Origin of the sequence: Streptomyces aquilus (assembly GCF_003955715.1) — a bacterium.
GTDB classification, from domain to species: Bacteria; Actinomycetota; Actinomycetes; order Streptomycetales; family Streptomycetaceae; genus Streptomyces; species Streptomyces aquilus.
Genome location: NZ_CP034463.1, coordinates 7,225,789 through 7,246,385, shown reverse-complemented (window position 1 = coordinate 7,246,385; position 20,597 = coordinate 7,225,789). Strand labels below are relative to the sequence as shown.

At 70.7% G+C, this 20,597-nt stretch carries 22 protein-coding genes and 2 riboswitches; of the genes, 8 read left to right on the top strand and 14 right to left on the bottom strand.

Translation table 11 applies throughout. From position 1 onward, the window contains the following. Positions 1 to 205 precede the first annotated feature (205 nt). The 3 genes from EJC51_RS33515 to EJC51_RS33505 all read right to left on the bottom strand — a co-directional run bounded on the left by EJC51_RS33515 (position 206) and on the right by EJC51_RS33505 (position 2,681). The gene (locus EJC51_RS33515) at positions 206 to 1,000 is read right to left on the bottom strand and encodes an enhanced serine sensitivity protein SseB C-terminal domain-containing protein (RefSeq protein WP_126274480.1); all 795 of its coding nucleotides are present in this window, start codon (positions 998 to 1,000) and stop codon (positions 206 to 208) included. Positions 1,001 to 1,157: 157 nt separating this feature from the next. Further along, positions 1,158 to 1,943, bottom strand: a complete 786-nt coding sequence (locus tag EJC51_RS33510; RefSeq protein ID WP_126274479.1) for an enhanced serine sensitivity protein SseB — start codon at positions 1,941 to 1,943, stop codon at positions 1,158 to 1,160. Positions 1,944 to 2,018: 75 nt separating this feature from the next. After that, positions 2,019 to 2,681 (bottom strand): AAA family ATPase, encoded by a 663-nt coding sequence (locus EJC51_RS33505; protein WP_126274478.1) that lies wholly within the window; start codon positions 2,679 to 2,681, stop codon positions 2,019 to 2,021. Between the two features lie 201 nt (positions 2,682 to 2,882). Beyond that, positions 2,883 to 2,977, top strand: a riboswitch (glycine riboswitch). Next, positions 2,978 to 3,085: riboswitch (glycine riboswitch) on the top strand. It begins immediately after the preceding riboswitch. Positions 3,086 to 3,123: 38 nt separating this feature from the next. On the opposite strand from EJC51_RS33505, the gene gcvT reads away from it, so the two are divergent. From gcvT to EJC51_RS33475, 6 genes are all read left to right on the top strand, one after another. Continuing rightward, positions 3,124 to 4,239, top strand: coding sequence for a glycine cleavage system aminomethyltransferase GcvT (gene gcvT, locus EJC51_RS33500; RefSeq protein WP_126274477.1), 1,116 nt, complete (start codon positions 3,124 to 3,126; stop codon positions 4,237 to 4,239). Between the two features lie 98 nt (positions 4,240 to 4,337). Further along, positions 4,338 to 4,715: a glycine cleavage system protein GcvH gene (gene gcvH, locus EJC51_RS33495; RefSeq protein ID WP_062026852.1), complete on the top strand. Its 378-nt coding sequence runs from the start codon at positions 4,338 to 4,340 to the stop codon at positions 4,713 to 4,715. Positions 4,716 to 4,729: 14 nt separating this feature from the next. Beyond that, positions 4,730 to 5,992: a serine hydroxymethyltransferase gene (gene glyA / locus EJC51_RS33490; RefSeq protein ID WP_126274476.1), complete on the top strand. Its 1,263-nt coding sequence runs from the start codon at positions 4,730 to 4,732 to the stop codon at positions 5,990 to 5,992. Between the two features lie 59 nt (positions 5,993 to 6,051). Beyond that, positions 6,052 to 7,419 (top strand): L-serine ammonia-lyase, encoded by a 1,368-nt coding sequence (locus tag EJC51_RS33485; RefSeq protein ID WP_126274475.1) that lies wholly within the window; start codon positions 6,052 to 6,054, stop codon positions 7,417 to 7,419. An 84-nt stretch (positions 7,420 to 7,503) separates the two neighbouring features. Beyond that, on the top strand, positions 7,504 to 8,061 hold the full coding sequence (locus EJC51_RS33480) for a glycoside hydrolase family 25 protein (RefSeq protein ID WP_126274474.1): 558 nt from the start codon (positions 7,504 to 7,506) through the stop codon (positions 8,059 to 8,061). 27 nt (positions 8,062 to 8,088) lie between these two features. Further along, complete coding sequence (locus EJC51_RS33475) at positions 8,089 to 8,631, top strand: MOSC domain-containing protein (RefSeq protein ID WP_126274473.1); 543 nt, start codon at positions 8,089 to 8,091, stop codon at positions 8,629 to 8,631. Between the two features lie 50 nt (positions 8,632 to 8,681). Here EJC51_RS33475 and EJC51_RS33470 read toward each other — a convergent pair whose 3' ends face one another. Together EJC51_RS33470 and EJC51_RS33465 are read right to left on the bottom strand one after the other, a co-directional pair. Beyond that, positions 8,682 to 9,359, bottom strand: a complete 678-nt coding sequence (locus EJC51_RS33470; protein ID WP_257042007.1) for an NADPH-dependent F420 reductase — start codon at positions 9,357 to 9,359, stop codon at positions 8,682 to 8,684. Positions 9,360 to 9,426: 67 nt separating this feature from the next. Next, positions 9,427 to 10,425: a zinc-dependent alcohol dehydrogenase family protein gene (locus EJC51_RS33465; protein WP_126274472.1), complete on the bottom strand. Its 999-nt coding sequence runs from the start codon at positions 10,423 to 10,425 to the stop codon at positions 9,427 to 9,429. 102 nt (positions 10,426 to 10,527) lie between these two features. On the opposite strand from EJC51_RS33465, the gene EJC51_RS33460 reads away from it, so the two are divergent. Beyond that, positions 10,528 to 11,442, top strand: coding sequence for an AraC family transcriptional regulator (locus tag EJC51_RS33460; protein ID WP_126274471.1), 915 nt, complete (start codon positions 10,528 to 10,530; stop codon positions 11,440 to 11,442). A gap of 60 nt (positions 11,443 to 11,502) precedes the next feature. Here the strand turns inward: EJC51_RS33460 and EJC51_RS33455 are convergent, their stop codons facing one another. Continuing rightward, the gene (locus EJC51_RS33455; RefSeq protein WP_126274470.1) at positions 11,503 to 11,715 is read right to left on the bottom strand and encodes an EF-hand domain-containing protein; all 213 of its coding nucleotides are present in this window, start codon (positions 11,713 to 11,715) and stop codon (positions 11,503 to 11,505) included. A gap of 51 nt (positions 11,716 to 11,766) precedes the next feature. Continuing rightward, on the bottom strand, positions 11,767 to 12,681 hold the full coding sequence (locus EJC51_RS33450) for a helix-turn-helix domain-containing protein (protein ID WP_126274469.1): 915 nt from the start codon (positions 12,679 to 12,681) through the stop codon (positions 11,767 to 11,769). Positions 12,682 to 12,731: 50 nt separating this feature from the next. On the opposite strand from EJC51_RS33450, the gene EJC51_RS33445 reads away from it, so the two are divergent. After that, entirely contained in the window at positions 12,732 to 13,400 is a 669-nt protein-coding gene (locus EJC51_RS33445) for a GNAT family N-acetyltransferase (protein WP_126274468.1), read from the top strand. Here the strand turns inward: EJC51_RS33445 and EJC51_RS33440 are convergent. From EJC51_RS33440 to EJC51_RS33410, 7 genes are all read right to left on the bottom strand, one after another. Continuing rightward, positions 13,354 to 13,965 carry an ADP-ribosyltransferase gene (locus EJC51_RS33440; protein WP_126274467.1) on the bottom strand — a complete coding sequence of 204 codons (612 nt, stop codon included), beginning with the start codon at positions 13,963 to 13,965 and terminating at the stop codon, positions 13,354 to 13,356. The genes EJC51_RS33445 and EJC51_RS33440 overlap by 47 nt on opposite strands. Before the next feature lie 86 nt (positions 13,966 to 14,051). Continuing rightward, a complete protein-coding gene (locus tag EJC51_RS33435) occupies positions 14,052 to 15,230 on the bottom strand; it encodes a YncE family protein (protein WP_126274466.1) in 1,179 nt (392 codons plus the stop codon). After that, on the bottom strand, positions 15,230 to 15,982 hold the full coding sequence (locus EJC51_RS33430; RefSeq protein ID WP_126274465.1) for a polysaccharide deacetylase family protein: 753 nt from the start codon (positions 15,980 to 15,982) through the stop codon (positions 15,230 to 15,232). Before EJC51_RS33430 ends, EJC51_RS33435 begins: the two co-directional genes overlap by 1 nt. Positions 15,983 to 16,151: 169 nt before the next feature. Further along, complete coding sequence (locus EJC51_RS33425; protein ID WP_079306065.1) at positions 16,152 to 16,655, bottom strand: ATP-binding protein; 504 nt, start codon at positions 16,653 to 16,655, stop codon at positions 16,152 to 16,154. 326 nt (positions 16,656 to 16,981) lie between these two features. Beyond that, on the bottom strand, positions 16,982 to 17,749 hold the full coding sequence (locus tag EJC51_RS33420; protein WP_126274464.1) for an enoyl-CoA hydratase/isomerase family protein: 768 nt from the start codon (positions 17,747 to 17,749) through the stop codon (positions 16,982 to 16,984). Positions 17,750 to 17,828: 79 nt separating this feature from the next. Next, positions 17,829 to 19,073 (bottom strand): L,D-transpeptidase, encoded by a 1,245-nt coding sequence (locus EJC51_RS33415; RefSeq protein WP_207924959.1) that lies wholly within the window; start codon positions 19,071 to 19,073, stop codon positions 17,829 to 17,831. A 167-nt stretch (positions 19,074 to 19,240) separates the two neighbouring features. Then, positions 19,241 to 20,458 carry a L,D-transpeptidase gene (locus EJC51_RS33410; protein ID WP_126274463.1) on the bottom strand — a complete coding sequence of 406 codons (1,218 nt, stop codon included), beginning with the start codon at positions 20,456 to 20,458 and terminating at the stop codon, positions 19,241 to 19,243. Positions 20,459 to 20,597: the final 139 nt, after the last annotated feature.

Sequence of the window (20,597 nt, the reverse complement as noted above, 5' to 3'; positions counted from 1 at the left end):
TCAACGCTTTGGCGATCTGTTGCCAGACTTGACGAGGAAAGGATGCATAAACGTGATGCGGGCTGCAGGGTTCCGTTATCCGGACAGCGGGTAACAGCCGCCGGACGCGGGCCAGTTGGGGCAATCCGGACCTCGTGGGGCCTTCCGCCCCGATCTACGCGCGCAGACACACTCCCGTAACACGGGAGTCTGTGACCGGTACTCCTCAGTAGCCGGCGGGCGCCGGAGGGTAGCCGTACCCGGCCGCGGGAGCCTGCGCCGGGGCCGCGTGCGCCTCCCGGTCGTAGAAGGGGCGGGCGCCGGCCCGCATCCACATCGCGACCGGGTCGTACTCGTCGGACATGGCGACCGTCGACACCGGCAGCCCGTCCGGGACCGCGCCGATGGACTGCTGCATCATCGCGCGCACCGAGTCCACCGCTGGCGGGCTGGTGTCGTAGACGTCGAGACCGATGGCGAGGTACGGCGCCCCGAGCGCGGGCTGCACCCAGGCGCGGCGCAGCGAGCGGACGGCCGGGGTGCGGTGGGCGTTGTGCGCGATCAGGGCGTAGAACTGCGGGATCTCGATGCCGGGTTCGGACAGGCGCAGGGGGCCGGCGGGCTGGCGCTCCAGACCGGTGGCGATACGGCGCAGGTCGAGCCAGGGGATGCCGACGCCGCCGCCGGGGGCGTGCGGGTTCAGCCAGAGACCGTAGTGGTCGGGGTAGAGGGTGCGCGCGACGTCGACGCCGTCGACGACCTCGTACGAGCGGTTCCAGCCGCTCGCCGAGAGTTCCTGGGCGGAGGTGACGCAGGGCGCGTAGCCGTAGCCGTCGACCTCCATGTTCCCGTACTGGGCGTCCGGGGAGCCCGACTGGCCGTGCCAGAGGAGCATCCAGACCTGGCCGGAGGAGGGGGTGGCGAGGGCGCGGAGGAGTGCCTCGTAGGCGTCGTAGCGCCCCGGCGTCACCTGGCGCAGCATGTGCTCGACCGTGCCGGTCGCTGTGCCGCTGGCACTCACCTTCTACCGCCCCTTCGGGAAAGTTTCATGGACGGAAACAGCTTAAGCGTTGGGAGCTCGGGGCTTGCGGTGGTCTGCGGGGTGCGGGTCGTGGGGGCTTGTCGCGCCCCCGCGGCGGAGCCGCACATCGGCACAGCCCCCCGCCCCTGCCCGCGTCCTAGTGACCCTGCATGTAGAACGGACGTACCTTTTCCCGCATCCAATGGCCCACCGGGTCGTCCGCCACGTCCAGCAGGACCAGGTTGACCGGCCAGGCCACCGGGGCCTGGCCCAGGGCCCGGCCCAGGGCGTCCATCGGGAGGGTACGCAAGTCGCCCTCCCACAGGGAGAGTTCCACGCCCACGAACATCACCGGGTCGGCCGTCTCGATCGCCGCGAGACAGCGGCGGGCCGTCAGGACGACTCCGGTCGCGGCGAACTCGGCGGCGGCGGCCGCGAGGAAGTCCACCGGGTCGTCCTGCCAGTCGGGCTCGTAGAGCTTGACCCGGCCGCCGCTGTTGGGGCCGTCCAGCGGGGTCCGGCCGACCCGGCACAGGTCCGCCACGGCCTCCGGCGGGAGCGGGACGCCGACCACGCCGTCCGGGTTCACGGCGATGCCGACCTGCGGCGGGAGGCCGCGCGCGAACTCCACCGCCGGGGCGATCGTGTACGACATGTGCGCGCCGGCGACCTGGCGGAACTGTTCCTCGGAGCTGAAGACCGGGACGTAGGCCTGGCCCTCGATCTCGAAGGTGGGCAGGTCGAGCGGGCCGGTGTGGGCGCCGCCGCCGTTCGGCAGCGGGACCCAGACGAAGCTGCGGCCGAGGACCTCGATGATCCGGCCGCCGGCGCCGGGCACGCCGAGGGCGGCCGAGAGCACCTCCTCCAGCTCGTTGCCGGGCCATCCGCCGCCGTGCGGATGAGGGTGCGCCTGTGCCGGGAAGTCCTGTGCCGGGAAGTCCATCTGTCCGTCCGCCTGCCGAGTACCGCTGATGTGGCTGAAAGGCTAACGGGTGCGGGCCCCGGGGTGCCCTGGTCGTCAGCCCGTGAACCCGATCCTGCGCAGGGCGTCCGCCGCCGCCCGGTCCAGGAGCACGGCCGAGCCCACGCCCTGCGGCAGTTCGCCCTTCTCGGCGGAGCGGATGAGGCGGGCGGCCGCGGTGCGGTGGCGGAGGAAGGCATAGCGTGAGACGCCCCGGCCGCGCTCGCGCTGGCCCTGGAGCGCCGTGTCCGCGGTGACGTCGAGCAGCAGCAGGTGCAGGGTGCCGCCGCGGCGGTGGGCCGCGCGGGCCAGCCAGCCGCGCACCCAGGACTGGGTGCCGCAGTCGTGCACCACGACCCCCTGGCCGGAGCGCAGGGCGCGGTACAGGCCGAGGTAGTGGGCGGCGCGGACGAGGGGGCGGTAGACCGCGTACGGCAGGAAGCGGGGCGCCCGGGCGTCCCAGCGGTCGCGGGTGTCCTGGGAGTCGATCCGGATGCCCTTGACGGCGCGTCGCATCAGGGTGGACTTGCCGCTGCCGGGCAGGCCGGTGATCACGACCAGGTCGTCGGGGGCGAAGAGCAGGGCGCGCGGGCTGTGGCCGGCACGGTCGCGCAGGTCGCGGACGACCGGCTGCGGTGCGCAGGTTTCCTGGGCCGGAGCTGTCGGCTGCGCGGGCAGCGCGACGGCCGAGGTGGTGGCGTACGCAGTGGGCCTGTTCACCGTGATCGTCCTCCTCCTGGGTCGAGGGGTTCCCCTCCCCACCGAGCGTAAAGAGAAGGTAATGAGGTGTCTCTCTTGTTTTGGTGCTCGTCCTGCCACAAGCCAGTCACAAAGGGGGCGGTGACGGGAGCGGCCGATGCGGCCCTGCCGCCCGTGCCCGATGCGTGCAATGATGTCCGCGCCAACTGCATACCGGCCGTTCGAATCCGCGCGGGAGAGTCCCCACCACTGGCTGGGGCGCCGAAGGAGCAAGTCCCTCCCTTGAATCTCTCAGGCCCCGTTACCGCGCGGGCGAGGCACATCTGAAAAGCGGGTCACCGTTTCCGGTGGCTCCACCCAAGGTGCAAGTCATGTCCCCCGCGGTCATGGCGAACCTCTCAGGTTCCGATGACAGATGGGGAGGAACGACCTCGCCCGTCATGCCTTGGGAGAAGACCGTCCGATGAGCAACGAACCCCGCCTGACCGCGCTCGACGCCCTGCATCGCGCGCTCGGCGCGACGATGACCGACTTCGCCGGCTGGGACATGCCCCTGCGCTACGGCTCCGAGCGCGACGAGCACAACGCCGTGCGCACGAAGGCCGGGCTCTTCGACCTCTCCCACATGGGGGAGATCACGGTGACCGGGCCGCAGGCCGCCGCCCTGCTGAACTTCGCCCTCGTCGGCAACATCGCCTCCGTCGGCGTCGGCCGCGCCCGCTACACCATGATCTGCCGCGAGGACGGCGGCATCCTCGACGACCTGATCGTCTACCGGCTCGAAGAGACCGAGTACATGGTCGTCGCCAACGCCTCCAACGCCCAGGTGGTGCTGGACGCGCTCGTCGAGCGTTCCGCCGGCTTCGACGCCGAGGTCCGCGACGACCGGGACGCCTACGCGCTGATCGCCGTCCAGGGCCCCGAGTCCCCCGGCATCCTCGCCTCCCTCACCGACGCCGACCTCGACGGCCTGAAGTACTACGCCGGGCTGCCCGGCACGGTCGCGGGCGTCCCGGCGCTGATCGCCCGCACCGGCTACACCGGCGAGGACGGCTTCGAGCTGTTCGTGAAGCCCGAGCACGCCGTCGAGCTGTGGCAGGCCCTGACCAAGGCGGGCGAGGGCGTCGGCCTGGTCCCGTGCGGGCTGTCCTGCCGGGACACGCTCCGCCTGGAGGCGGGCATGCCGCTGTACGGGCACGAGCTGAACACCTCGCTCACCCCCTTCGACGCCGGGCTCGGCCGGGTGGTGAAGTTCGAGAAGGAGGGCGACTTCGTGGGCCGCGAGGCGCTCACCGAGGCTGCCGCCCGCGCCGAGACCGCGCCGCCGCGCGTCCTCGTCGGCCTGGTCGCCGAGGGCCGCCGCGTCCCGCGCGCCGGGTACGCCGTCGTCGCCGACGGCCAGGTGATCGGCGAGGTCACCTCCGGCGCCCCCTCGCCCACGCTGGGCAAGCCGATCGCGATGGCGTACGTCGACGCCGCGCACGCCGCGCCGGGCACGACCGGTGTCGGTGTGGACATCCGGGGCAGCCACGAGCCGTACGAGGTCGTGGCGCTGCCCTTCTACAAGCGTCAGAAGTAGCCGCCGTAGGTGATGCTGAGCACACGGACGCTGCTCACGCACGCCTTCCGCAGTCCCCCATTCATCAGCAGTCCCCCGCGTACAGGAGAATTCAGGCCATGAGCAACCCCCAGCAGCTGCGCTACAGCAAGGAGCACGAGTGGCTGTCGGGCGCCGAGGACGGCGTCTCGACGGTCGGTATCACGGAGCACGCGGCCAACGCGCTCGGCGATGTCGTCTTCGTCCAGCTCCCCGAGGTCGGTGACACGGTGACCGCGGGCGAGACCTGTGGCGAGCTGGAGTCGACCAAGTCGGTCAGCGACCTGTACTCCCCTGTCTCCGGTGAGGTAACCGAGGTCAACGAGGACGTCGTCAACGACCCGTCGCTGGTGAACTCCGCCCCCTTCGAGGGCGGCTGGCTGTTCAAGGTACGCGTCGCGGAGGAGCCGGCCGACCTGCTCTCCGCCGACGAGTACACCGCCTTTTCCGCCGGCTGAGGAGTCCGCACCTGATGTCCGCACTGAACACGCCCCTGCATGAGCTCGACCCGGAGATCGCCGCGGCGGTCGACGCCGAGCTGGGCCGTCAGCAGTCCACGCTGGAGATGATCGCGTCGGAGAACTTCGCTCCGCTCGCGGTCATGGAGGCGCAGGGCTCGGTCCTGACCAACAAGTACGCCGAGGGCTACCCCGGCCGGCGCTACTACGGCGGCTGCGAGCACGTCGACGTCGCCGAGCAGATCGCCATCGACCGGATCAAGGAGCTGTTCGGCGCCGAGTACGCCAACGTCCAGCCCCACTCCGGCGCCTCCGCCAACCAGGCCGCCCTGTTCGCGCTGGCCGCCCCCGGCGACACCATCCTGGGCCTGGACCTGGCGCACGGCGGCCACCTCACCCACGGCATGCGCCTGAACTTCTCCGGCAAGCAGTTCAACGTGGTCGCCTACCACGTCGACGACGCCGGTCTGGTCGACATGGCCGAGGTGGAGCGCCTGGCCAAGGAGCACCGCCCGAAGGTGATCATCGCGGGCTGGTCGGCGTACCCGCGGCAGCTGGACTTCGCCGAGTTCCGCCGGATCGCCGACGAGGTCGACGCCTACCTGTGGGTCGACATGGCGCACTTCGCCGGCCTGGTCGCGGCCGGGCTGCACCCCAACCCGGTCGAGCACGCGGACGTGGTCACCTCCACGACCCACAAGACCCTGGGCGGCCCGCGCGGCGGCATCATCCTGGCGAGGAAGGACTTCGCGAAGAAGCTGAACTCGTCGGTGTTCCCGGGCTTCCAGGGCGGCCCGCTGGAGCATGTGATCGCGGCGAAGGCGGTGTCCTTCAAGGTGGCCGCGAGCGAGGAGTTCAAGGAGCGCCAGCGGCGTACGGTGGAGGGTGCGCGCATCCTCGCCGAGCGTCTGACCGCCGCGGACGCCCGGGAGGCCGGGGTCAACGTGCTCTCCGGTGGCACGGACGTGCACCTGATCCTGGTGGACCTGCGCGAGTCGGAGCTGGACGGGCAGCAGGCCGAGGACCGTCTCCACGAGGTCGGCATCACGGTCAACCGCAACGCCGTCCCCAACGACCCGCGCCCGCCCATGGTGACGTCGGGCCTGCGGATCGGCACCCCGGCGCTGGCCACCCGCGGCTTCACGGCCGAGGACTTCACCGAGGTCGCAGACGTGATCGCCGAGACGTTGAAGCCGTCGTACGACGTGGAATCCCTGAAGGCCCGGGTCAAGGCCCTGGCCGACAAGCACCCGCTGTACCCCGGCCTGAGCAAGTAGTAGTTCCCTGGTGGGGGCACCCGACGATGTGTGCCCCCACCCTTTTTGAAGGAGTTCCCGTGGCCATCTCGGTCTTCGACCTGTTCTCGATCGGCATCGGCCCGTCGAGCTCCCACACGGTCGGCCCGATGCGCGCGGCCCGCATGTTCGCCCGCCGTCTGCGCAACGAGGACGTGCTGTCCTCGGTGGCGGCCGTCCGCTCGGAGCTGTACGGCTCGCTGGGCGCGACCGGCCACGGCCACGGCACCCCCAAGGCGGTGCTGCTCGGTCTGGAGGGGGCGTCCCCTCGTACCGTCGACGTGGAGACGGCCGACGAGCGGATCGAGGCGATCAAGAGAAACGGTTCGCTGAATCTGCTGGGCGAGCACGAGATCGCGTTCTCCTTCGACGACGACCTGGTCCTGCACCGCCGCAAGGCGCTGCCGTACCACGCGAACGGCATGACGCTGTGGGCGTACGACGCGTCCGGGGCGGAGCTGCTGTCGAAGACGTACTACTCGGTCGGCGGCGGCTTCGTCGTGGACGAGGACGCGGTGGGCGCGGACCGCATCAAGCTGGACGACACGGTCCTGAAGTACCCCTTCCGCACCGGCGACGAGCTGCTGCGTCTGACGAAGGAGACGGGTCTGTCGATCTCCGCGCTGATGCTGGAGAACGAGCGGGCCTGGCGCACGGAGGAGGAGATCCGGTCCGGGCTCCTCGACATCTGGCGGGTCATGCAGGCGTGCGTCTCGCGCGGCATGTCGCGGGAGGGCATCCTGCCGGGCGGGCTCAGGGTCAAGCGCCGGGCGGCCGTGACGGCGCGTCAACTGAGGGCGGAGGGCGACCCGTTGGCCCACGCGATGGAGTGGATCACGCTCTACGCGATGGCGGTCAACGAGGAGAACGCGGCCGGCGGACGCGTGGTGACCGCCCCGACGAACGGCGCGGCCGGCATCATCCCGGCCGTCCTGCACTACTACATCAACTTCGTGCCGGGCGCCGACGAGGACGGCGTGGTCCGCTTCCTGCTCGCCGCCGGCGCGATCGGCATGCTCTTCAAGGAGAACGCCTCCATCTCCGGCGCCGAGGTCGGCTGCCAGGGCGAGGTCGGCTCGGCCTGCTCGATGGCGGCGGGGGCGCTGGCGGAGGTGCTGGGCGGCTCCCCGGAGCAGGTGGAGAACGCGGCCGAGATCGGCATGGAACACAACCTGGGCCTGACCTGCGACCCGGTCGGCGGCCTGGTCCAGATCCCGTGCATCGAACGCAACGGCATGGCCGCGGTGAAGGCGGTCACCGCCGCCCGCATGGCGATGCGCGGCGACGGCTCCCACAAGGTGTCCCTCGACAAGGTCATCAAGACCATGAAGGACACCGGCGCCGACATGAGCGTGAAGTACAAGGAGACGGCCCGTGGCGGTCTCGCGGTGAACATCATCGAGTGCTGAACGGGCAAGGGGCCCGCGTGCCAAGGTGGTTGGCGATTCACCCGCCACCCCCTGTTCCCCTACGGCACTTCAGGGAGTCCCCCCATGCTGCGCGGCATCGACGTGAGCGCGTACCAGTCCTCCTCCTACTCCACCGACGGCCTCTCCTTCGTCTTCGTCAAGGCGACGGAGGGCCGTACGTACACCAACCCCAAACTCGCGGCCCAGACGAAGCGGGCCCGCGACGCCGGTCTGGTCGTCGGCTTCTACCATTTCCTCTGGCCGGGCAACCTGACCGCCCAGGCCGAGTACTTCGTGAGCAAGGCCCCGGAACGGGCGGGCGACATCCTCGCCGTGGACTGGGAGACCACCGGCGAGGGCACGCACGCGAGCAACGCGGAGAAGGACCGCTTCATCCGGAAGGTGAAGGAGCTGCGGCCGAACAACCGGGTCGTCCTCTACACGAACCGGAACTACTGGCTGAACATCGACACGACCTCCTACGACGGCGACGGCCTGTGGATCGCCGACTACGTGACGGCCGGCAAGCCCCGCATCAAGGCGAAGTGGCTTTTCCACCAGTACACCGACGATCCACTGGACAAGGACGTGGCGAACTTCTCCAGCAGGGCCGCCCTGCGCGAGTGGGCCGAGGACGCCTGATCAGACGCCTGCTATAGAGTCCGCGCCATGGGTGGGCAGATCACTGCGGTCAGCAGCAACGGGACGTATTCCTTCACCAAGCCGAACCGGGAGAGCATCACGCTGCTCGCCGGGCTCGGGGTCGAGGGGGATGTGCACGCCGGAGTGACGGTGAAGCACCGGTCCCGGGTGGCGAGGGACCCCTCGCAGCCGAATCTGCGCCAAGTGCACCTTCTGCACCAGGAGTTGTTCGACGAGGTACGGGAAGCCGGCATCGAGGTCGGCGCCGGGGAGCTCGGGGAGAACGTCACCACGCGGGGCATCGATCTGCTCGCGCTGCCCGTCGGAACCCGGCTGCACCTCGGCGAGCGGGCCGTCGTCGAGGTGACCGGGCTGCGCAACCCCTGTCTTCAGATCGACAACTTCCGGCAAGGGCTGCTGAAGCAGGTCGTCACCCGCGATGCCGACGGGAAGCTCCGGCTCAAGGGCGGGATCATGAGCGTCGTCCTGGAGGGCGGGGTCGTGCGGCCCGGTGACGGGATCGAGGTGGAGCTCCCGGACGGGCCGCACGTGCCGCTGGAGATCGTCTGATCCCGGACCGGTCTCAGGCACGGAACTGGGGCTTGCGTTCCGGGCTCGATTCAGCCGCGGAACTCCGGCTTGCGTTCCGGGCTCGCCTCCGCCAGTGCCTTCGTCACCCCGTCGACACCCTCGCGCAGTCCGTACACCGGTGTGTCCGGCTGCTGGCGCCAGGAGTCGTCGAGGCCGCCCGCGTCGACCGTGTCGAAGCCGAGTTCGTCGATGAGGGCGCGGACCTTCGCCTTGGCCGCCTCGTCGTCGCCGGCGACCGGGAGGGCCTGGCGGTCGGGGGCGCCGGCCGGGCGGTGGCGGTCGAGGATGTCCTGGGCGTAGGTGCCGTTGAAGGCCTTGATGACGGGGTGGCCGAGGTGCCGTTCCGTCCAGCGGCTCTCCGTCAGGCCCTCGTCCTCGATCCCGGCGATCCGGCCGTCGCGCTGCTTCGGGTAGTAGTTGCCGGTGTCGATCACGGCCACGCCGTCCGCCGCGCCGTCGAGCACGCCCTTCGGCAGGTCGGGGATCGCCTTGAGCGGGATCGTGACGACGACCACTTCAGCGCCTCGCGCGGCCTCCTCGACCGGGACGGGCGTCGCGCCGGTCTCCTCCGCGAGCGCGGTCAGGGTGTGCGGGCCGCGCGAGTTCGCCACCGCCACCTCGTGCCCGAGGGCGGTGAGCCGCCGGGTGAGGTTGCCGCCGATGTTTCCCGCGCCGATGATGCCGATCTTCATGACAGACCTTCCCAGATTCGATGCATGTGCATGCGTCTGAGTGGCGTCAACCCGGGTCGGCGGGGAGGTATTCCGGGGGGCCTCAGATCCGGACGACGATCTTTCCCGTGTGCCGGTTCGACTCCATCAGGCGGTGGGCGTCCCGGATGCGGTCCAGGCCCTCGAAGACCTCGGCGATGACCGGCCGGAAGCCGCCGTCGGCCAGGCCCGCGTTGAGGAACGCGGTGGAGCGCCGGCGCCCGCCCGGTGTCCCGGTGAGGATCATGTTGGCGTACGTGTGGATCGTGAACGGCCAGTTCCAGGGGATCTCGGCGGGACGGCGGTCCAGCCAGCCGTAGGCCACCACCGAACCGCCCTCCGCGAGCGCACCGGCCAGCGGGCGGAAGCCGGGGCCGCCGATCGCGTCGAAGATCACCTCGGCACCCCGCCCTCCGGTGAGCCGCCCGACCTCCTTGGCCACCGTCTCGGCGTCCCCGTCCGAGACGATCACCTCCGCCGCCCCCACCTCCAGCAGCCCCTGCCGCTTGGCCTCCGTACGGGTCGTGGCCAGCGGGATCGCGCCGATGCGGCGGGCCACCTGGATCGCCGCCGTGCCGACCCCGCTGGACGCCCCGGTGATCAGGACGTGGTCGCCGGGCCTGAGCCCGGCCGTCTCCAGGAGGGCGCCGTAGGCGGTCGTGTAGGTCAGCCAGGACGCCGCCCCCGTGACGGCGTCCACGGAAGCGGGGCGGGGCAGCACCGCGGTCTCGGGCAGGACGACCCGTTCCGCGTACACCCCCTGGGCGCTCATCTCGATGCCGGGTCCGGTCGTCACCGGGTCGCCGACGGCGAGTTCGGTGACGCCCTCGCCGACCGCCTCGACGACGCCGGAGGCCTCGTAGCCGAGACGGGAGGCGGGCAGGGACGGCTGGTAGTAGTAAGTGCCGGAGCGGAAGAGGGCCTCGGCGCGGTTGAGGCCCAACGCCTCGACGCGGACGGCCACTTGGCCCGGCGCGGGGGCGGGCACCGGCACGTCCTCGATGGACAGCACCTCGGGTCCGCCTGTTTCGTGAAAGAGCACGGTACGTGCGGTAGTTGACATGGCGTCCACGCTAGGAGCCGTGGCGAAGACGATCCATGTCCGCCGGTCTCCCTTTCCTGTCCGTACGTCTTCGCCCGTCAACTCCCGGCTACGGTGGGGGACATGGACGTACTGAGCGACGCGATCGCCGCGATGCGCACCGGGCGGCCGCACTCGGGCCGGCGGGACAAGTACGCGCCCTGGGGGATGCGGATCGAGGACTCCGAAGGTGCCGGGTTCCATGTGGTGCTGCGGGGTTCGGCCTGGCTGCTGCCCTCGACGGGCGAACCGGTGGCGCTCGCGGCGGGGGACGTGGTGTTCCTGGCCCACGGGCGGGGGTACGCGCTGACCAGCGGGCCGGACGTGGAACCGGAGGTCATACGGTTCCAGCCGGACGCGCCCCCGCCCCCGCCTCCCCTACGGGACGCCGTGTCGGACACGGTCCTGCTGTGCGGCGCCTACTGGCTGGACCGCAGCCGGGCCCACCCCCTGCTGACCGAACTGCCCGAGGTCGTGCACCTGCCCGCCAGGGTCGGCGCCCACCGGTCGCTGCGGGCCACCGTGGAGCTGCTGGGCGCGGAGCTGGAGGAGCCGCAGCCGGGGTCGGACATCATCGTCTCCTCGCTCCTGGACACCCTGCTGCTCTACATCCTGCGCGCCTGGTGGCAGGGCGAGGCCCGCGCCGACCGGCATCCCACCGGCTGGGCGGCAGCGCTCGCCGACCCCGCGGTGACGGCGGCGTTGCGGGCCATCCACGCCGCGCCGGACCACCCCTGGACGGTGGAGGAACTCGGCGCCCACGGCGGTCTGTCGCGGGCCGCGTTCGCCCGGCGGTTCACCACCCTCGTGGGACGCCCGCCGCTGGCGTATCTGACCTGGTGGCGCATGACGACGGCGGGCCGGCTGCTGCGGGCGGACGACACACCGCTCCGGACCATCGCCGAGCGCACCGGCTACACCTCGGAGTTCGCCTTCGCCAAGGCGTTCAAGCGGCAGTACGGGGTGGCACCGGGGCAGTACCGGAGACAAGCCTCCTAGGGCCGGTCCGGCATGACGAAGGGGGCGCCCCCACCGGGTGGGCGCCCCCTTCCGCGTGCGTCACTTGCTCAGGTACGCCCAGAACTCGTCGAAGGAGAGCACCTTGTCGCCGTTGAGGTCACGGGTCTTGATGATCACCTCGGCGACGGACTCGGTGACATTCCAGTCACCTTCCTGAGCGAGGGCGGTCTTGAACTCGGCAGCGGTGATGAAGCCGTCACCGTCCGTGTCGATCCGCTCGAAGTCCTTGCGTGCCTCGTCGATGTTCGCCACCGATCCGCCCCTTTTCGTCGTACCTTGCTTGGCTTGTTGCCGGAGGTCAGATTAACGGGCGGTCCGCGCGCGCAGAGCGGCGACCACCCATGCGAACTCCGCCTCGTACGCCGCCTGGGGTCCGAGCCCCGCCACCTGCGCCCACAGCCGGCGGTACCGGGCCACGCGCACGTTGGTTCCCGCCTCCAGCCGCGCCAGCACCTCCGCCGGGTCCGCGTTCCCGAGCAGCCCGCGCAGCAGGTCGGCGGCCTCGGGCGCCTCGGGGGCGACACCCCGCTCGAGCGCCTCCCCCGCGAGCTGCACCAGCCGGCTCATGAACCACAGCGAGGTGCCCGCCGGCACGTCCGGCCCACGGTCCGCCGCGTTGAACTCGATCATCCTGCGCATCAGCGCCCGGAACTCGGGGTCCTGCATCATCTCGGCGATCTCGACCCACGCGTCGACCTGCTCCGGCGTCGGGTCGTCCGGCAGGTCCGTCGGGGCGAACCGCAGCCGCTCGCGGATCTCGGGATCGGCGGTGTCCAGCCCGTCGAAGATCTCGGTGGTGAAGTCCTCGACGATCCGGGCCCGTTCGGCCGCCGACAGCCGTGCCAGCTTGTTCATCAGGGTCATCTCCTCTGCGGTCGAACCGCGTCGCGCCACGGTCGACAGCACCGCCCGGGTCACCTTGAGCGACCGGATCTGCGCGTCCAGCGCCGTCACATGCGCGGCCGCCACCTCCGCGACCGTCCGCTCCCCGTCCAGCACCTTCCGTACCTCGCCCAGGCCGAGGCCCAGCTCGCGCAGGGTGCGGATCAGCTCCAGGCGGGCCGCGCACGAGGCGTCGTACAGCCGGTAGCCCCCGGTCGAACGGGTCACCGGCTCGAGCACGCCCTCGTCGGACCAGTAGCGGATGGTCCGGACCGTCAGGCCCGTCGCCCGGGCCAGCTCGCCGATGGTGAAAAGTCCGGTGCCGTCGTCGATCATGTGTGTGAGTCTGGGCCTTCCAGTGGGTGGAGACTCAAGAGGCGGGTGCGGTGGAGACTCTCCGGGACATTCTCGACGCGGCGGCCCGCGGGGTCTTCCCGCCGGCGGACGGCCGGACGACGGTCGTCCCGCAGCACTCGGCCCGGGACGCGGGCGTCCTCGCCTTCACCGCGCACTCCGTCGTCTTCACCGACGAGGATCCGGAGTGGGTGCACACGACCCTGCGCGGGCTGGACTGCGATCCGCTCGCCGCGACCATGAACCCGCTGTTCCTGGCGGCCTTCCTGGAGCGGACGGGGCGCCGGGCCGAGACGATCGACGCCATGCTGGTCGGCTCGCCCCTGCCCGGCGCACCCCCGCTCGCGCTGGCGGAGATCGAGGACGCCGACCATCCGCGGATCGTGTACGCCCGCGGGCGCCGCGACGACGTGCGGGCCTGGACGGCGGACGGCGGGGTGCTGGTCATGGGGCGCGGGATCGGTGGCCGCCTGGAGGTGTCGGTCGAGGTCGACGACGGTGTACGGCACCGGGGGCTGGGGCGGCTGCTCGTGGGTGCCGCCCGGCATCTCGCCGGCGAGCCGCTGTGGGCGCAGGTCGCACCGGGGAACGCCCGCAGCACGCGGGCGTTCCAGGCGGCCGGTTACCGGCCGGTGGGCGCGGAGGCGCTGCTGCTCAGTGCCAGGCCTCGTAGTGCGGGTTGCTCTGACAGCCGCTCATGATCTCGACCTTGGTGGTCTTGTTCACGGGACAGACGCCGATGATGTACTTCCGGGCGATGCCGCCGGGGAAGGCGACCTCGACCTGGTCGGCCCACTTGTGGGTGTCGCCGATGGTCTTGTTCACGTCCACGCCGCCAGGGGCGTCGATGTAGTAGTTGTAGCCCGACTTCCACCACGTCTTGTACAGGTCGTGGTCGTAGGTCGTGGAGACGTACGGGGAGGGCTGGTTGACCAGGACGTACTTCTCGATGTCGTACTGGCCGTTGACAACGTCCTTCGGTTTGAAGCCCTCCGCGAAGACGATCTCGGGGCCGCGGCCGTCGCTGCGGTAGAGGGTGCCGCAGCTCTTGCGCCAGACCGGCTCGGGAGTGATGCGGCTGACGTCGACGGTGCGGTCGGCGGCGGCCTTGATCGGGTCGTCGAACTGGACCTTGCAGTCGGGGGTCGTGGGGGCCTTCGCGGGGGCGGTGGCCTTGGCGGGGGCGGTGGCCGCCGTGGTGGCGAAGACGGCGGCGAGGGACAGGACGGCGGCAGCGGTGCGCCGCCGCAGACGGGTTGTGATCATGGTGAGCACAATTGCTGGTCTGCGACGGCGCGTTGGGGATCTTCACCCGTGCGGGGCGTGTCAACTGACCGAAGATCAACCGAAGATCAGCGGAAGATGCCCGTGTGCCCCAGTGAGTAGCGTCCGGGCTGCGGGTAGACGGCGAGACCGTGCGGTCCGCTACCGACCTTGATGCGGGCCAGCTGCTCGCCGGTGCGGGTGTCGATGGCGTACACCTCGGCGTTGTAGCGCCCGGACAGCCACAGCACCTTGCCGTCCGCCGAGACGCCGCCCATGTCGGGGCTGCCGCCGTCGGGAAGGTGCCACTTCTCGGCGACCTTGTTCTGCGCGAAGTCCCAGACGGAGATGGTCCCTTCGCCCCGGTTGGAGACGTACATCTCGCGCGAGTCGCGGCTGACGTAGAGGCCGTGGGTGCCCTTGCCGGTGGGGATGAGGCGCGGCTTGTCGAACGTGTCGCCGTCGAGGACCCACATGCCGTCGGCCATCATGTCGGCGACGTAGAACCGCTTGCCGTCCGGCGAGACCTTCACGTCCTGCGGCATGGCCCCGTCGAAGGGCAGTTTCTGCTGGCCGACGACCTTCATCCGCTCGGTGTCGACCTTGAGCAGCTCGCCGCTGAACTCGCAGGAGACGATGAAGTACCGGCCGTCGAGGGAGAAGTCGGCGTGGTTGACGCCGTAGCAGGTGACCGGGACGGTCTTCTTGCGCTCCATGGTGTGCGGGTCGCGGAAGACGAGTTCGCGGTCGAGGGACGCCATGACGACGGCGTACTTGCCGTTGGGCGTGAAGTAGAGGTTGTACGGGTCGTGCACCTCTACCGGCTTGCCCGCCTTGCCGGTTCTCGGGTCGATGGGCGTGAGGGTGTGGCCGCGGTTGTTGTTGACCCACAGCGTCTTCATGTCCCAGGACGGAACGACGTGTTGGGGCTGGCGGCCGACGTGGATCGTCTCGATGATCCGGTACGTCTTCGGGTCGATGACGGAGACCGTGTCGGACTCGGTGTTGGGGACGTACACGCGGGACGGGAAGTCCTTGACCACCGGCGAGAGCCTGTTGGGGCGGTCGGCGGCGTACACGTCCTGCGGGTCGAGGACCGGCGGCATGCCGGGCAGCCCCTGGACGGGCTTCTTCTTCGGCGGCGCGGGGACGGCCGCCCGGGTGGCGGTGTGCTCGGGGGCGGCGTGGTCCCGGCTCTGGGTGCCGCAGGCGGTGAGGGCGGCGAGGACGACTCCGGCGGCCAGGGTCTGCTTCACAAGGCGGTGCATCAGCTGAACAGCTCCGTGGTGGTCACCGCGGCCAGGCCGCGGCGGTCGAGTTCTTCCAGTACGGCGGGGAGGGCGGCGACCGTGTCGGCGTACCCGAAGTGCAGGCTCACCACGGACCCGTTCCGGACCTCGCCGAGCACCTTGCGGGTGATCGCGGGGGCGCCGGGTGAGGTGAAGTCCAGGGAGTCGACGTCGTACGACAGGACGTGCGGGTAGCCGACGCGGCGGGCCAGCCGTTCAACGAGCGGGGAGGCCCGGGCGGCACGCGAGGGGCGGAACCAGCTGCCGATGGAGCCGGTCAGCTTGCGCAGCCGGTCGGCGCAGCCCTCGATCTCGGCGAGCGCGTCCGCCTCGGACATGTCGTTGACGCCGAGGTGGTGGAGGGTGTGGTTGCCGAGGTCATGGCCGCCGTCGAGGATGCGGCGGGCGAGGTCGGGGTGCTCGTCGAGCCAGCTGCCGACGGCGAGGACGGTGATCCGGGCGCCGTGTTCCTCGGCCTCTCGCAGCAGCGCCGTGGCGGTGCCGGGGTCGCCGTTGCCGTGGAAGGTGAGGGCGACGCGGGGGTGGGTGCGGGGGCCGTGGGTGAGCTGGGCGGGGCGGCCGGGGAAGCGGCGGGGGCCGGGGGCGGGGGGTCTGGCCGCGGGGCTGGTGGCGGGGGGCGGATGGGCGACGGCACCGCTGGTGGCGCACCCGGCGGTGAACGCGAGCCCGGCGGTGGCGCGGAGCACGGCCCGGCGATCGGTGTTGGTCACACCCTCATTTAAGGCGGTTTGCTCCGAATACCGGCAGATTCACCCACCCAGGGGCGCGGGGCTGAGACCGCGTGCGGCTTTACCGCGTGGGCGCGACCGGACCGCACAGGCCGACGGCCGGGCACCTACCTGCCGGCGACCGAACACCGACCTGCCAGCGACCGCGCACCTACCTGTCGGCGACCCGCATCTCGAACCACGTCGTCTTGCCGCGCGGCAGCAGATCGACGCCCCAGCGGTCGGACAGCTTGTCCACCAGGAACAGCCCCCGCCCGCTGATGTCCATCTCCTGCACCGGCATCAGACACGGCAGCCCGCGCGAGGGGTCGCGCACCTCGACGCGGATCCAGCCGCGCCGCCGGCGCATCCGGAGCCCGAACACCCGCGCTCCCGTGTGCCGTACCGCGTTGCCCACGAGTTCGGAGACGAGCAGGACGGCGTCCTCGGTCATCTTGGGGGTGAGGCCCCACTGGCGCAGCACGACCACCTGGGTCAGGCGCCGGGCCGCGGCGGCGGACTCGGGGCGGGACGGAAGCGGAACCTCCGCCTCGGTCGGGTCTCCGAACAACTCCAGCGCCTTCTGCGCGTGTTCGTCCTCGACCGTCGGCGACCAGCGCGCCGCGGTCGCACGGCCGTGTCCCCGCGGCTGTTCGATACCCTCCAGCCCCGCCATGCCCCCATCATGGCCGCCCCGGCCGCCCTCCGGGGCCGTTCCTGCCGAATACGCCCCCCGGAATCCACCGTTCCGCAGTTCCCGATCGGCATATGCCAGAGGCAGCTCTGGGCCGTCGACAGCCCGTCTGACCTGCGGTGGAGGCTCGGTTGGAGGCAATCGACGGTCCCCCTCGACAAGGCAGACTTAAGGATGCCTTAAGGCTCCCATAAACCGCCCCATCGAGGGACACGGATCAGACAGTCCGTCAATTGCAAGTGGTTCAGGGAAGTTTCACCATCGACTTCCTCACTCCGGTCCTCAGAGGAACTCGTCAGAGGAACTCCTCAGAGGAACTTCGCCTTCCCGGGCCCCTCCTCGACGAAGCTGCGCATGCCGATCTCCCGGTCGGCGGTGGCGAACAGGCCCGCGAACCAGTTCCGTTCGACGGCGAGCCCGGTGTCGATGTCGGTCTCCAGGCCGGTGTCGATCGACTCCTTCGCGGCCCGCAGCGCGATCGCCGGCCCCTGCGCGAGCTTCGCCGCCCACGCCCGCGCCTCGGCGTACACGTCGGCGGCGGGGACGACCCGGTCCACCAGACCCAGCTTCTCCGCCTCGTCGGCCTTGACCATCCGGCCGGTGAAGATGAGGTCCTTCGCCTTGGACGGGCCGACGAGCCGGGCCAGGCGCTGGGTGCCGCCCGCGCCCGGGATCAGGCCGAGCAGGATCTCGGGCTGGCCCAGCTTGGCGTTGTCGGCGGCGATCCGGAAGTCCGCGCACAGCGCCAGCTCGCAACCGCCGCCCAGCGCGTAGCCGGTGACGGCCGCGACGACCGGCTTGGGGATGCGGGCCACGGCCGTGAACGAGTCCTGGAGGGCGCGGGCGCGCAGGACCATCGCGGTGTGGTCCATGTTCTGCATTTCCTTGATGTCCGCGCCGGCCGCGAACACCTTCTCCCCGCCGTAGATCACCACGGCCCGCACGTCCTCACGACGCGTCGCCTCCTCGGCGAGCTCCTTGAGCCGGTCCTGGGTGGCGACGTCCAGCGCGTTCATGGGCGGACGGTCGAGAAGGATGGTGCCGACGCCTTCGGCGACTTCCAGAGTTACGGTCATGGGGGAAGGTTAACGGCCACTAACGACAACGGCCCCGGTGGAGTACCTCACACCGGGGCCGTACGTCAGCGTCGTACCTCTACTTCTTCCACTCCGCCCAGGACATGTTCCAGCCGTTGTAGCCGTTGTCCGGGGCCACCGTGGCGTCGTTGGAGTGCTTGACGACCACCACGTCGCCGATGATCGAGTGGTCGAAGAACCACGCGGCCGGCGCGGAGCGGTCGCCGCCGCCGCGGTTGTCGCGCAGGCCCACGCAGCCGTGGCTGGCGTTGTAGTTGCCGAACGCGTCGCCGCCCCAGTAGTTGCCGTGGATGAAGGTGCCCGAGTTGGTCAGGCGCATGGCGTCGGGGACGTCCTTGATGTCGTACTCGCCGCCGTAGCCGACCGTCTCGCCGTTCATACGGGTCACCCGGAGGCGCTCGCTGATGACCATCTGGCCGTTCCAGGTGTCGTAGCCGGGCTTGCCGGTGGTGACCGGGAGGGTCTTGACGACCTTGCCGTCCTGCATGACCTTCATCGTGTGCTTCTTGGCGTCCACGACCGAGACCTGGTTGCGGCCGATGGTGAAGGAGACGGTCTTGGCCTGCTTGCCGTAGACGCCGTCACGGCCCTCGACGCCGTCGAGGTTGAGGTCGACGGTGACCTTGGTGCCCTCGGCCCAGTACTTCTCGGGGCGGAAGTCGAGGCGGTCGTTGCCGAACCAGTGGCCCTGGACGTCGACGGCCGGCTCGGTCTTGATGCTGATGGCCTTCTCGACGTCCTCGGGGTTGGTGATGCCCCGGGTGAAGCGGATCGAGAAGGGCATCCCGACGCCGACCTTCGAGCCGTCCTCCGGCGTGAAGTTGCCGATGAAGGTGTTCTTCGGCGTCAGGGTGGTGAAGCTGGAGTCCTCGGCGGCCTCCCGGCCCTCGGAGTCCTTGGCGACCGCGTGCACCGTGTACTTGGTGGACCCGGCCAGGTGGGTGGACGGCGTCCAGGAGGCGCCGTCGGCGGATATCTCGCCGTCGACCTTGTCCCCCTTGGCCGTCTTGACCTCGACGGCCGTCAACTTGCCCTTGCCGGCGGTCACCTTGAGGGCGCCGCTGGTCTCGACGGACTTGGCGCCGTCCTTGGGCGCGATGGCGACGACGGCCACCGACTGCTTGCTCTCCGCGGCGCTCGCGTCCTCGCCCTTGCCGGCGCCGGGCTTGCCGTCCGAGTCCCCGCCGCCTCCGCCGCACGCCGTGACGGCGACCAGCATCACTCCGGACACCACGGCCATCCAGCCCTTGCGTCGCCGCCCGCCTGCGTCAACCGACGCCCCCGATATCGGTCGCACGTTCAAAGTGTTTCTCCCCTCGCCGGGCCCGGTCCAGGCCCGCAACCCCCTGCGCGTCCCGCGCTCTCGGCGCATATTAACCACAAGATCCCGGCCGTCGGCGGGGTGCGATTGTCACCGTTCGGTCCCAACCGCGCCCCCTGCACCACCCGTCGACCCGGCCCCCCACCTGGTTACTTCACCGCGCTGCCCGTCTTCCACTCCTTCCATCCCATATTCCATCCTCCGAGCCCGTTGTCGGGAGCGACCTTTTTGTCATCGCTGTGGACGACCTCGACGACGTCCCCGATGAGGCTGCGGTCGAAGAACCAGCCCGCGGGGGTGTCCGAACCGCCCCCCTTCACGTCCCGCAGACCGACGCACCCGTGGCTGACATTGACCTTCCCGGGGGCGTCCGGCGCCCAGTAGTTGCCGTGCAGGAAGGTGCCGGAGTCGGTCAGGCGCATGGCGTGCGGGACGTCCGGGATGTCGTACTCACCGCCGAAGCCGACCGTGCGGCTGTTCATGCGGGTCACTTCCAGCATCTCGGTGACGACCATCTTGCCGTTGTAGGTCGTGGTCCTGGGCGCTCCGGCGGTGATCGGCACCGTGGCAAGGAGCTCGCCGTCTCTCCTCACCTGCATGGTGTGCTTGGCGGCGTCGACGAGGGAGACCTGGCTGCGGCCGACGGTGAAGGAGAACGTCCGGTACTGGAGGCCGTAGACGCCGGGGGCGCCCTCGACGTCCCGCAGCCGCAGCGCGACGGTCACCTGGGTGCCGGGCTTCCAGTAGTGCTCGGGACGGAAGTCGAGGCGGCCCTTGTCGAACCAGTGGGGGCGGATCTCGACGGGCGGCTTGGCGGTGACGTGGACGGCGCGTTCGACGGCGGCGCGGTTCTCGATGTCGCGGTTGAAGGTCAGGGAGACGATCATTCCGGTGCCGACCGTGGAGCGGTTCTCCGGAGTGACGTACCCGATGAAGCGTTCGTCGGGGACGTAGGTCGTGAAGGTGGTGTGCCGGGCGGAGCGGCGCCCGTGGCCGTCGAGGGCGACGGCGTCGACGGTGTACTTCGCGGCGAGGGCGAGCCGCGCCTCGTCGGGCTCCCATCGCAGGCCGTCCTCGGAGATGTGGCCGGGCACCGGGGTGTCCTGCGCGTCCTGGGACTTGACGACCTTCACCGACTCCAGCCGCCCGCTGGGCACCCGCACCCTGAGCCGGCTGTCCTGCCCCACGCCCTTGCCGCCGTCGTCCGGGGTGACCCGGATGACGTCCTCGGGTGCGGGCGGTTTCCCGAACCCGCCGAGGTCGAGCCCGCCGGACCCCGAAGTGCAGCCGGCCAGCAGTCCTGCCCATGTCAGTACGGCGGCCAGACCGGTCGCCACGCGCCGAGCGCGCCCGTGTGCATGCCTCACAGGGGACCCAACGATCGGGGCGGCCCAGGGGAAACGTGAGTGCGAGCCAAGCGCTGGGCAGAACAGTGGGGAGGACGACTGGAGGGGGTGCAGCGGCCGGGACGCCGTACGCCCTTCATCACGTCGTTCCGCGAGCCGT

Bases quoted from the DNA above. Each gene is read 5' to 3' on its own strand.
- EJC51_RS33480 (WP_126274474.1), top strand. From the start codon at position 7,504: ATGCTGCGCGGCATCGACGTGAGCGCGTACCAGTCCTCCTCCTACTCC.
- EJC51_RS33420 (WP_126274464.1), bottom strand. From the start codon at position 17,749: ATGACCGTAACTCTGGAAGTCGCCGAAGGCGTCGGCACCATCCTTCTC.
- gcvH (WP_062026852.1), top strand. From the start codon at position 4,338: ATGAGCAACCCCCAGCAGCTGCGCTACAGCAAGGAGCACGAGTGGCTG.
- EJC51_RS33465 (WP_126274472.1), bottom strand. From the start codon at position 10,425: ATGTCAACTACCGCACGTACCGTGCTCTTTCACGAAACAGGCGGACCC.
- gcvT (WP_126274477.1), top strand. From the start codon at position 3,124: ATGAGCAACGAACCCCGCCTGACCGCGCTCGACGCCCTGCATCGCGCG.
- EJC51_RS33460 (WP_126274471.1), top strand. From the start codon at position 10,528: ATGGACGTACTGAGCGACGCGATCGCCGCGATGCGCACCGGGCGGCCG.
- EJC51_RS33435 (WP_126274466.1), bottom strand. From the start codon at position 15,230: ATGCACCGCCTTGTGAAGCAGACCCTGGCCGCCGGAGTCGTCCTCGCC.
- glyA (WP_126274476.1), top strand. From the start codon at position 4,730: ATGTCCGCACTGAACACGCCCCTGCATGAGCTCGACCCGGAGATCGCC.
- EJC51_RS33450 (WP_126274469.1), bottom strand. From the start codon at position 12,681: ATGATCGACGACGGCACCGGACTTTTCACCATCGGCGAGCTGGCCCGG.
- EJC51_RS33475 (WP_126274473.1), top strand. From the start codon at position 8,089: ATGGGTGGGCAGATCACTGCGGTCAGCAGCAACGGGACGTATTCCTTC.
- EJC51_RS33440 (WP_126274467.1), bottom strand. From the start codon at position 13,965: ATGATCACAACCCGTCTGCGGCGGCGCACCGCTGCCGCCGTCCTGTCC.
- EJC51_RS33510 (WP_126274479.1), bottom strand. From the start codon at position 1,943: ATGGACTTCCCGGCACAGGACTTCCCGGCACAGGCGCACCCTCATCCG.
- EJC51_RS33425 (WP_079306065.1), bottom strand. From the start codon at position 16,655: ATGGCGGGGCTGGAGGGTATCGAACAGCCGCGGGGACACGGCCGTGCG.